The 9,640-nt window shown below is 64.6% G+C and carries 9 protein-coding genes; 8 read left to right on the top strand and 1 reads right to left on the bottom strand.

Annotation, left to right across the window (positions count from 1 at the left end):
• Window positions 1-366: 366 nt before the first annotated feature.
• From IKP20_04525 to IKP20_04500, 6 genes are read left to right on the top strand one after another with little or no spacing between them, the layout of a single operon-like run.
• Window positions 367-741: a hypothetical protein gene (locus IKP20_04525; protein ID MBR4504218.1), complete on the top strand. Its 375-nt coding sequence runs from the start codon at window positions 367-369 to the stop codon at window positions 739-741.
• On the top strand, window positions 675-1,532 hold the full coding sequence (locus tag IKP20_04520; protein MBR4504217.1) for a hypothetical protein: 858 nt from the start codon (window positions 675-677) through the stop codon (window positions 1,530-1,532). Before IKP20_04525 ends, IKP20_04520 begins: the two co-directional genes overlap by 67 nt.
• Complete coding sequence (locus IKP20_04515; GenBank protein ID MBR4504216.1) at window positions 1,529-1,840, top strand: hypothetical protein; 312 nt, start codon at window positions 1,529-1,531, stop codon at window positions 1,838-1,840. Before IKP20_04520 ends, IKP20_04515 begins: the two co-directional genes overlap by 4 nt.
• Before the next feature lie 4 nt (window positions 1,841-1,844).
• On the top strand, window positions 1,845-2,576 hold the full coding sequence (locus IKP20_04510; protein MBR4504215.1) for a hypothetical protein: 732 nt from the start codon (window positions 1,845-1,847) through the stop codon (window positions 2,574-2,576).
• The gene (locus IKP20_04505; protein MBR4504214.1) at window positions 2,477-3,778 is read left to right on the top strand and encodes a hypothetical protein; all 1,302 of its coding nucleotides are present in this window, start codon (window positions 2,477-2,479) and stop codon (window positions 3,776-3,778) included. Before IKP20_04510 ends, IKP20_04505 begins: the two co-directional genes overlap by 100 nt.
• 13 nt (window positions 3,779-3,791) lie before the next feature.
• Complete coding sequence (locus IKP20_04500) at window positions 3,792-6,905, top strand: leucine-rich repeat protein (GenBank protein MBR4504213.1); 3,114 nt, start codon at window positions 3,792-3,794, stop codon at window positions 6,903-6,905.
• On the opposite strand, the gene IKP20_04495 is transcribed toward IKP20_04500, so the two are convergent.
• Window positions 6,853-7,491 carry a hypothetical protein gene (locus IKP20_04495; protein ID MBR4504212.1) on the bottom strand — a complete coding sequence of 213 codons (639 nt, stop codon included), beginning with the start codon at window positions 7,489-7,491 and terminating at the stop codon, window positions 6,853-6,855. The two genes, IKP20_04500 and IKP20_04495, sit on opposite strands and share 53 nt — an antisense overlap.
• A gap of 142 nt (window positions 7,492-7,633) precedes the next feature.
• Between IKP20_04495 and IKP20_04490 the strand changes: the two genes are divergently transcribed.
• Together IKP20_04490 and IKP20_04485 are read left to right on the top strand one after the other, a co-directional pair.
• The gene (locus IKP20_04490) at window positions 7,634-7,813 is read left to right on the top strand and encodes a hypothetical protein (protein ID MBR4504211.1); all 180 of its coding nucleotides are present in this window, start codon (window positions 7,634-7,636) and stop codon (window positions 7,811-7,813) included.
• A gap of 62 nt (window positions 7,814-7,875) precedes the next feature.
• Complete coding sequence (locus IKP20_04485) at window positions 7,876-9,534, top strand: site-specific integrase (GenBank protein ID MBR4504210.1); 1,659 nt, start codon at window positions 7,876-7,878, stop codon at window positions 9,532-9,534.
• The last annotated feature ends 106 nt before the right edge of the window (window positions 9,535-9,640 follow it).

The raw sequence follows: 9,640 nt of genomic DNA, 5'->3' as shown, positions 1-9,640 counted from the left end.
CGTTTTACGCATATTTAATGCGTTCGGCGGGGTCCGGCGGGAGGCCCCGTTTTACGCATATTTGTAGTTGGTGTTGAAAAAATCGGCCCTGGCCGAAGTGTTTGGGACTGCCGGTGCGGGCTCCGCCGGAACTGTTTTTCCTGCGGGCTGAATCTGGAGCATTTCCCCGGGGGAACCCACACACATGGGGGTGGGGCCTTCCGCGCGCATATATATCTATCTTGGTCCCCGGGTTTTAGGGGGTTTTCCGGGGGGCCGCTGTGGCCCGCGGGGGGCGACCTCGACCCCACAATTAACTATTGCTTCCCGCATTTTTCTGGCGCAGAATCCCGCCGCAGGGCAAACCGCTTCGCAGGATGCGATAGCATGAGGAAGAGGAAAGCCAAGGGCGTGGACGTGCGCGTCGTGACCCCGGGCGACAGGCTGTCCCTGATCGCCTCGCAGGTCGGCGCGCGCTACGGTTTCAGGAATGTCGAGGCGAGGTTCGCCCACCTCGACGGCACGGACGTCGAATGGAAGAGCCCCGGGAGGGGGAAGCTGGTGCTCAGGGTGAGCGACTGGTTCGCGGACGCCGGCGACGAGGACCTCCGCATGGTGGTCCGCGAGGCCGTCCACAACATCGTGACCGGCGGCTGGGAGCAGCGCAGGACCCGGGAGTTCGTAGAGCTGGGGCGATGGCGATGGCCAGGAGGGACATCCCCTCGGACGGGGACGGGTACGTACCCCGCCTTGCGCTCATAGAGAGGCTCCACGAGGCCGGCCGGCCGGAGGACCTCAGCGAGAGGTCCCGCAGGAGGCTCCCCGGGAGGCTCACCCCGGAGGAGGCCGCGGAATGGTGGGACGATCCGTCGTCGTGCGACATCGAAGGCGTGGACGACGGGCGCTCCCCCGCGTACCTGGTCCCGTTCGGGGTCATGGGGCGGAAGAGGAAGGCGCTGTCCCGGATCGCGGTCGTGGCCGACAGGAAGGAGGCCGCCCGCATCAAGAGGGTCCTCGCCGATTCGTTCACCGCCGGGGAGCTTGAGAGCATGGCCGAATGGCCGTCGCTGGTCGTCTCCACGGAGCCGTCGATGGGCGGATGCACCGGATACTACCTCCGCAGGCAGGAGGGCGTGCCGGTGCCGAAGATCGTCCTGGAGGAGGGCACCACCCCGGACGGCATCGTCCACGAGGCCGTGCACCACCTCCGCGTCGCCCAGGCCCGCAGCGCGTTCCCGACCACAGGGAAGGTCATGGAGAGCGGCTACGCCCGCCTCCCGAAGAAGGCCAGGGACGAGATCGTCCGCAGGGAGGAGACCGAGACCGTGGCCGAGACCGTGGCCAGGACGAAGCCCGACCCGGTCGAATCGGGGTACTATTCCAGTATCCCCGGGGCCGACCCGAGGTCCGCGTACATGCGCGACCAGATGGTCATCAGCGGGTCGAAGGCCCTCAAAGGCGAGGCGGCCGTCAGGGCTGCCAGGGAGTCCTACGACCGGACGTCGATCTCCAGGGCCATCATATCGTCCAACCGCAGGAGGTCTAGGAGATGAGGATACGCCATTTCAAAGGCCGCCGCGGGCCCGAGAGGGCCGAGGAGGATCCCACGGGCCTCTCGCAGGCTGTCAGGGACTTCAACTCCCACGTGGGCCCCGCCCGCATATTCTACAACCGCGGGATGGGGACGTTCTGGGCCAGATGCTACGAGGAAGGCGCCGACCGCTGGTGGCCGTCCGGCCTTTCGGACAGCCCGGACGTTGCGGAGCTCTACAGGAAGACGACAGAGGGCGGAGACGACAGGGTCGACGCCCAGGAGCTCAGGATGATGGAGGACGAGCTCCAGCCCTACTCGGTGTGGTGATTGCATGGGGAAGGGCGAACACGAATACCAATGGGAGGAAGGGCTGACCAGGTACGAGCGCCGCAAGGAGCGCATCGACCTGGCCAACCTAGCCATCTCCTCCGCATCGCTGGGGCTGGCTGCCCTGGCACTTTCTCTGAACGCTAAAGGAGAAGACACAATGGCAAACAGGATAGATCCGTCTAAGTACAGCACGCGCAAGGACCTGAAGAAGGCTTACCGCGCGGAGATCAAGAGGGCGTCCGTCAGCGAGGTCGGTTACACCGGCCCCGTCATCGTCCTCAACGAAGGGGGGAGGAAGGTCAGATACGGCATCGTCCCCCTGAAGCCCGGAACCAAGAAAGGGAAGGCCAATCCCAAGCCCAGGGCCAAGGCCAGGGCCCCCTCGAAGAGGGCGTCGGCGAAGAGGGAGGCCAGCATGGACTGGGTCGCCCTCGAGATGGGCCCCAACAACAGCAGGCAGGCGATCGTATGCGCGTCGCGCGAGGCCGCCTCCGCCAAGGCCAGGTCCATGAAGAGGTCCCGCGCGTCCTCGCGCGGGTACGTCCACGGGTACGCGCGCGTGGACACCTCCAAGAGGGTCGACGTCGAAGGGATACTGAAGGGCCGCCGCGGAGCCGTCTACGGGGTGCGAAGATGGCCGCCAAGAGGAAGCAGGCCAAGGCGAAGGTCCATCCGAAGGGATGGAACGAGGTCGCCTACTACCGCCACTCCAAAGATGCCTACGTCCCCCTGACCAAGGGGAAGATCGGCGGGGAGGGCCCCGTCAAGATCCCGACCGTCACCGTGACGACCAAATCGGGCGCCAAGTACGAGCTGCCCGTCGACAGGAGGGGGAAAGTCCCCAGGGAATACGTCGTGGCCCGCTTCATGTCGGAGACCCAGGGGGTCAGGCCCCCCGCGAAGGCAAGGTCCATAGCGGTCGACCTGTCCAGGGACGCGGAGGTCATGCACCGCGAGCCCAGGGGAGGCTGGACACCCCAGCAGCTCGTGAAATCAGGGTGGTGGCAGTACCCCGCCGAGAGCGACATCTACGGGATCGACGACACGACTATGGCGTCGGAGATAGAGGCCCTCTACAAAGACGCCACCAAGACCCAGCAGGCCGTGGGGAAGAGGATGACCCTCATCATGCCCAAGGCATCCGCCGAGAGGGCCATCAAAATCCTCCGCGAGAACTTCACCGCCGCCGAGCTCAGGAAGGCCGTCAGGGGCGAGGGCATGATCATCCAGGAGGGCCACACCGGAAGGGGCGTCGGGGGCTACTACCGCGCAAAGTGGGACAGCTACGAGAACGCCAAGACCCCGTTCATCATGCTTGGCCCCAACTGGGACGAGGACACTCTCGTCCACGAGTTCACCCACCACCTCCGCCACGCCGACGAGACCAGGGGCGGGCTCACGAGGACCCCCTTCCCTCTGAACGATAAGGGCGAGAGGATGATGAGGGACGGCTTGAGTCAGCACGAGTTCAACTCCGCCAGGAACCTGGAGGAGGCCGCGACCGTTGCCGAGACCACCGCCAGGACCAGGCTCCCCACCGAGAGCCCCACCGGCTACTACGAGCACACCAGGAAGCACGGCTCCAACTACAGGGAGCGCTACGCCTACGACAGGGGCCTTCTTGTCGGCCAGGGCAAGCCGAAGAAGGGGCGCCCCGCGGAGAAGACCGTCAAGGCGAAGTTCGCGGACACCTCGATCAGCGGGCTCCGCTACTACAAGGCGGACTCCGCCGAGGCGTATCTCAGGGCCAGGGAGGCCGCCGGCACTATGCCCCAGGCCGTCAAGAGGCCGAGGGCGAAGTCCAAGGCGACGCAGGGGCTCCCGCCCGGGGTGACCGTCGCGCCCGTGCCGGTATCCGCCAGGGCCAACCCCAGGAAGAGGAAGGCCGCACCGAAGAAAACCGCCAGGGCCAGGAAGCCCAAATCGAGGCGCTGAGGGGGCACAGACCATGAGCACACCACTAGTGAGGGATGCGAGGGGGACCGCCAAGGGCCTGGCTCTTGCGGTCCTGCTCTTAGCCGTGTCGGCGCTCGCCCTGTCGGCGTTGCCTGGGGACTCGGATGCCTCTGTCATCGGCGGCAACTGCGGCACCGGCGTCGCATGGAGCTTCGACACGGACACCGGGGTCATGACGGTCACGGGCGCCAGCGGCAGCTCCGTGATGGACAACTACGAATCCGCGGACGATCCCGCGATCCCGTGGAAGGATCTCAGGAACGACATCAGGAAGGTCGTCTTCACGGGCACCTTCCGCAACTCCTACGTCGGCTGGACCAACGACATCGGCAGCTACGCCTTCGCCGGATGCCCTAACCTGGCCGAGGTGGATCTGACCGCGGCCAGGGGCCTGGACGTCATAGGGGAGCACGCCTTCGACGGGTGCTCCTCGCTCAGGAAGGTCTCGATGTCCGACTACGTCGAGTACATCAAGGCGGGCGCCTTCGCCGGATGCCCGCTGGAGGACGTCAGGGTCTCCGGGAATTCCACTCTGATCTACAACTGGGACGGGATGAGCCCGTATGACGTCGCCGACATGCTGGGCAGCGAGGTCATATTCGACGGCACCGGCGGCTACATCGTGGTTGACAGCCGCGACTTCGTCGTCAGCTTCGCCTCTGACCCCGAGGACGGCGGCGAGCACATCAGGCCCGTCGTCATCCGCAAGTCCGGGAACACCGGGACGACCGTCACCGTCGACGTCGAGAAATCCACCATCACCCTGACCCGCGTCAAGACGGGCAGCGGAAACCAGACCGAGACGAGGACCATCAATGTGGTCCCCGCCGACGGCTATGCGTTCGCCGGTTGCTCCCCGACCGGCAGGATCTCCTCCGCGGCGACCATCACCGTGAGCTTCTCCGGCTCCTCCCACGCCGTAACCTGGATGTCCCAGGACGGCTCCGAGGTGCTGGAGACGGACACCGTCGCGCACGGGGCGAGGCCCTCCTACGATTCGGACGAGCCGTCGAAGGAACCCACCGCACAGTACGCCTACGAGTTCGCCGGATGGGCGGCCTCTCCCGGCCAGACCGAAGGGTCCGCCGTGGCCGATCTGCCCGACGTCACCGCCGACGCGACCTATTTCGCCGCGTTCTCCGAGTCGGTCAGGGAGTACCAGGTCACGGTCAACTCTAACGACTGCGGGATCACCCAGACCGTGGAGTTCGACGCCCCATACGGCACTCAGATTACGGTATCCGATGACGGCAAGACCCTTACCGTGGTCGGCTTCGCCGAATTCACCGTCAGCCTCCACGAGGATACCGCCGAATACCGCTACGCCTTCAGCGGCTGGATGTCGGGCGACGGGGAGCTCGCGGCGGACACCATCGTCGCCGGGGATTTCGAGGCGCACTACGAGATCACCAGGACGGTCAGGGAGTACGCCGTCGCCATCGTGTCCTCCGACGAGGAAGCCGGGCACGTGACCCTCGGGGAGATCACCGCTCCCTATGGGGCGACCGTCGTCCTCAGCGGCAATGTTCTGACCATCGGGGGGGCCAGTGCCGAAGCGATCGCAAGCGATTCGACCGACGAGTTCTCCTACTCTTTCGAGGGATGGACCGTCCCCTCAAGGACCGTCATCGGCGAGATGACCGCAACCGCCGAATTCTCTTCGACCCTGCTCTCCTTCGTCTACGAGGGCGTGAAATACCGCGTCCTGGCAGACCGCACGACCGTATCCGCCGTCGGTTTCGATGGCGAGCCCGCCCAGATTGAGATCCCGGGGCTGGTTTACTGCGGCGGCGCAGGGTTCGTCCCCGTCTCCATAGCCGATGGTGCCTTCGCCGCCTGCTCCACGGTCGCCTCCGTCAAGGTCGGCGATACTGTCGCCCGCATCGGCGCGGGAGCCTTGGATAGCCCCTATCTCGTAAATATCGAGGTTTCCGGCGGAAACGAGGTCTATTCCTCAGTAAACGGCGTGCTGTACGACAGGGACGCCGCCGTCCTTCTGAAGTTCCCGGCCGCAAAGCAGACGGTCGCGTTCTCCGAATGCGTGGCCGAGATTGCCGCAGGCGCCTTCCAGAACGTCGGGGCAGCCCTCAAGGGGGATTGCGAGGACGGGGATGCCATCACCTATTTCCGCTACGCGAAGATTCCTGCCACCGTTTCCAAGATCGGGGACGGAGCTTTCAGCGGGAGCACGCTGGAGTGTCTCAAGTTCTCGGGCGGCACCGTCAGCCGCATCGGCGACCGCGCCTTCGCATGCGACAGCCTGAATTACATCGTTTTCAACGCCGATTTCGGGTGCGTCGCGGAGAACGCCTTCGACGGATGTGTCTTCATTGGCGAGAGCGGAGAGGAGATGGCACTCGCCGACGCGATGGCCGGCCACAAGTTCACCGGGAAGGACAGCGACCTCGATCTCTACGTCCCGCCCCTCAAGGGCACCATCGTCAGCGGCGACGTGAAGTACAGGATAACCTCCAACGGCATCGGCTCCAAGAACGTCTCGGCGGTCTGCCTGGCCAACGACGAAGCGACCGACCTTTACATCCCCGCGTCCATCAGTTATCTCGGATTCGATTGGACGGTCACCTCCATAGCCCCCAAGGCTTTCTTGAGGAACAGCTCCATCGTCTCAGTGACCTCGGACGTCGACGTCGGCAGCAGTGCCTTCCACGGATGCGAGAATCTCGAGTGCGTCACCCTCGACGGGGCGGCATCGGTCGGGGCCTACGCCTTCTTCGGCTGCAAGGCCCTTGAGGGCGTTGACCTCGGCGGGGTCACCGTTTTGGGGACCAGCGCGTTCAGCGGATGCGATTCGCTGTCCACCATCGATCTGAGCGGCGTCGCTTCCATCGGCAAGCATGCCTTCTACTGCTGCAAGAACCTCGCCTTCGTCGACCTGAGCGGTGCCGTGGCCATCGGGTACGGCGCGTTCTCCGGGACCGGCCTTCAGGAGGTTGAGTTCGGGGACGGCCTCGCGGACGTCGACTCCAAGGCTTTCTTCGGCTACACCTTCAAGAGCGCCGGCGGCACCAAGATCAAGGCCACCGCAGAGAACCTCAGAGGGTGCGCCTTCTCCGGCCAGGGGAAGATCCTGGTCGCGGAAGCCTGAACCTAAAACTGCCGGGCAGCCCCCGGCCAAACCCCTTTCCCTTTTCTGCCGCTCGTTCGGACGCGATCGCTTCGCGGGCCTCCGCCAGGATTCTTGCGACCCTTTCCCCGAGGGGCGTCAGCGCCACCCTGATCTCCCGTCCGCCGCTCTCGATGGCGATGAGCCCGTCGCCGTCCAGCGCGCCCAGGGCCTTTTTGACCGTGCCGAATGACCGGGCCACCCGCATCAGGTCCCCCTGGAGTGCGGGCCCGTCTAGCAGGCGGATGAGGATGTCGGCGGCCTTCCTCTCGTCCAGTCCCCTCGGCTCGTCCGGGTCTCCTCTATAGACCATCAGGTCCGCATCCCTCAGCAGGTCGGCCACGGCCCGGCCCTTGGGGGTCAGGGACGCTCCGACGGTCTTGCGGTCGCTCACGGCGACTTTGATCTCGATCAGCCCCTCGCTCTCCATGGTCTCCAGCATGCCGCGGAGGACCGCGTGGTTGGTCACGATGCCTTGGAGCGCCTTCATGGTGCTGGCCCCCCCTTCTCTGAGCGCGAGCATGATGGAGTGGAAGCGTTTCATCCCGATGCTGCGCACTTTTTCCATCGACCGACGAAAGGGATGTGGATATAAAGTCCCGTCGTCTTGTCACCGGAATTGAAAAAATTGCAATATAACCATAATAAAATTATAACTTAATCATAATAGAATTATAATTATATACTATCAAATCAATTAACACATTGCCATGAGGTCTATCATCGAGACGGCTTTTCCGGCCAAGTACCTCGTCAACGGGTCGATGCGCTATGTGACGGTCCCGGCGGGCGTGGCTGAGAGGATGGCACTGAAGGAGGGCGACTACCTGGACGTGGTCATTAAGAGACCGACGCTGGGGGAGTGGCCAGAGGGCGGGGAGCCCGAATAATTCTTTTTGGGGCCCGTCGACGTTGGAAGCAGGGACGGGCCCTGCCACAGTGAGGGATCACCATGGTCAAAGTCAAAACGGAATCATGTTATTTAAAAGAGAATTGGCTAGCCTATGGCGAGAAAGTCGAAAGCTATCTCGCATTCCTCGCGTCCGACGGGCGCGGCCACCACAACCTTGCTTGCATCCGCGCTTCCATCAGGGGATTTCTGGCCAGGATGCCGCCGGCGGCCCCCGACGGCATCGACGCCGAGACATTCCGGGCAGTAGCCGCGATAATGGAGAAGGACGGCCTCAACGGCTATTACTCCCGGATGGCCATGCTTTACATGGGCCGTTTCATGGGCCACGCCTACGGCCGCAACCCTTTTCTGGAGATCGATCCGCGGGCCGCCCCCAGATGGGTCGACGGGCACATGGGGGAATTCCTGTTCCAGGCCGAGCTCAACTTCCACCTCGCCCGCCTGGAGTCCGCGGGCGCCAGCGTGTCCACGCTGACCCGGGTCGGCACCGACATCGCCACGCTCTGCAGGGCGCTGGAGCGCGACATGGGCATCCGCTCCCTGGCGGCCATCGACGGCGATTGCTTCGGCCATTTGGATGCGGTGATCCAGGGGGTGGACCCGGCCCGCAAGGCGAATGCCCTTTACAATCTGCGCCGCTTCCTCCGGGATGTGGCAGGGGCATCCCCTGAGCGCCATCAGGAAGCGGGCGCGCACGCGACGACGGAGGAGTGGTCCGAGTTCGAGGGGCTGCTGGACGCGTTCATCGCCGACCAGACGGAGAGGGGGCTCCGCCCCAGGACTCTGTCGTCGCTTAGGCGGAACATCGCCAACGGCTATCGCGCGATCGTCGAGTGGGAGGGGCCGGTCAGGGTCCGCGACATCGACCTTCACATGATCCGCAGGGCCAGGCTCCGCCTGGACGGGGTCAAGCAGAGGACCGTCAGGACGATGCTATGCGATCTGGGGCGTTTCGTCCATTTCACTGCTGGCCACAACCCTTATCTCCAGGCCGACATGGTCTGGCCTTTCGAGGAGGTCAGGCGGACCTGGATCGGCAGGGGCGACTGGGAGAGGCTGTGGGGCGCGGCCGACGAGACCCAGAGGGCGATCCTGGCCCTCGGCGCCGGGCTCGGGATGAGGCGGGCGGAGATGGCGGGCCTTAAGCTGTCGGACTTCGTCGGCACTTCCGTGGTCATCAGAGGCAAGGGATCGGGGGCATCGGGCAAGGTCGTCGTCAAGGAGGTCCCCGCCGGCGTGGCCGAAGCCATCCGCGCTTACATCCCGGTCAGGGAGGCGATCCTGGCCGAGGCCGGGGACCGCTCGGAGGGGAGCCTGTTTGTCATGCCCGGCCGCCGCCGCGGCGGGGCCGCGTCAGTCGGTTTCGTCGACGTCCAGCTCAGGCGGCTCCGGGAGAGCACGGGGATCGAGTTCTCCAGCCACACCCTGCGCCGGCTCTACTGCATGACCCTCTATGACGGGGGCATGGACCTGGATACGATCAGGCGCATGATGCGTCATGAGGATGTCCAGACCACCATATCGCGCTATCTGGATGCGGACCCGCGCAAGCTCTCCGCGGCTGGTGCCGCGGTACAAGCCGCCCTGTTCTGCCGATCGTCTGAGGGGTCCGCACCCCTTCCCTTTTTCGCATGGTCGGCGAAACTCTCATATAACTCAAAATCCCATGTCTTTTCCGCACCGGAAGACAGCAGTTGACTCGCCGACTCGCCGCTTCGCTGGGGGATGCCATGCGGAGCATTAGTTTTCTGGTCATCTGAGGATTGGTGGAAACCGCCCTATAGATGTCGGATTTGCTCTTCGG

The sequence above is a fragment of the Candidatus Methanomethylophilaceae archaeon genome, from assembly GCA_017524805.1.
GTDB lineage: Archaea > Thermoplasmatota > Thermoplasmata > Methanomassiliicoccales > Methanomethylophilaceae > Methanoprimaticola.
Note: the sequence above shows the minus strand (reverse complement) of the source record. Positions and strands in the feature narration are given on the sequence as shown.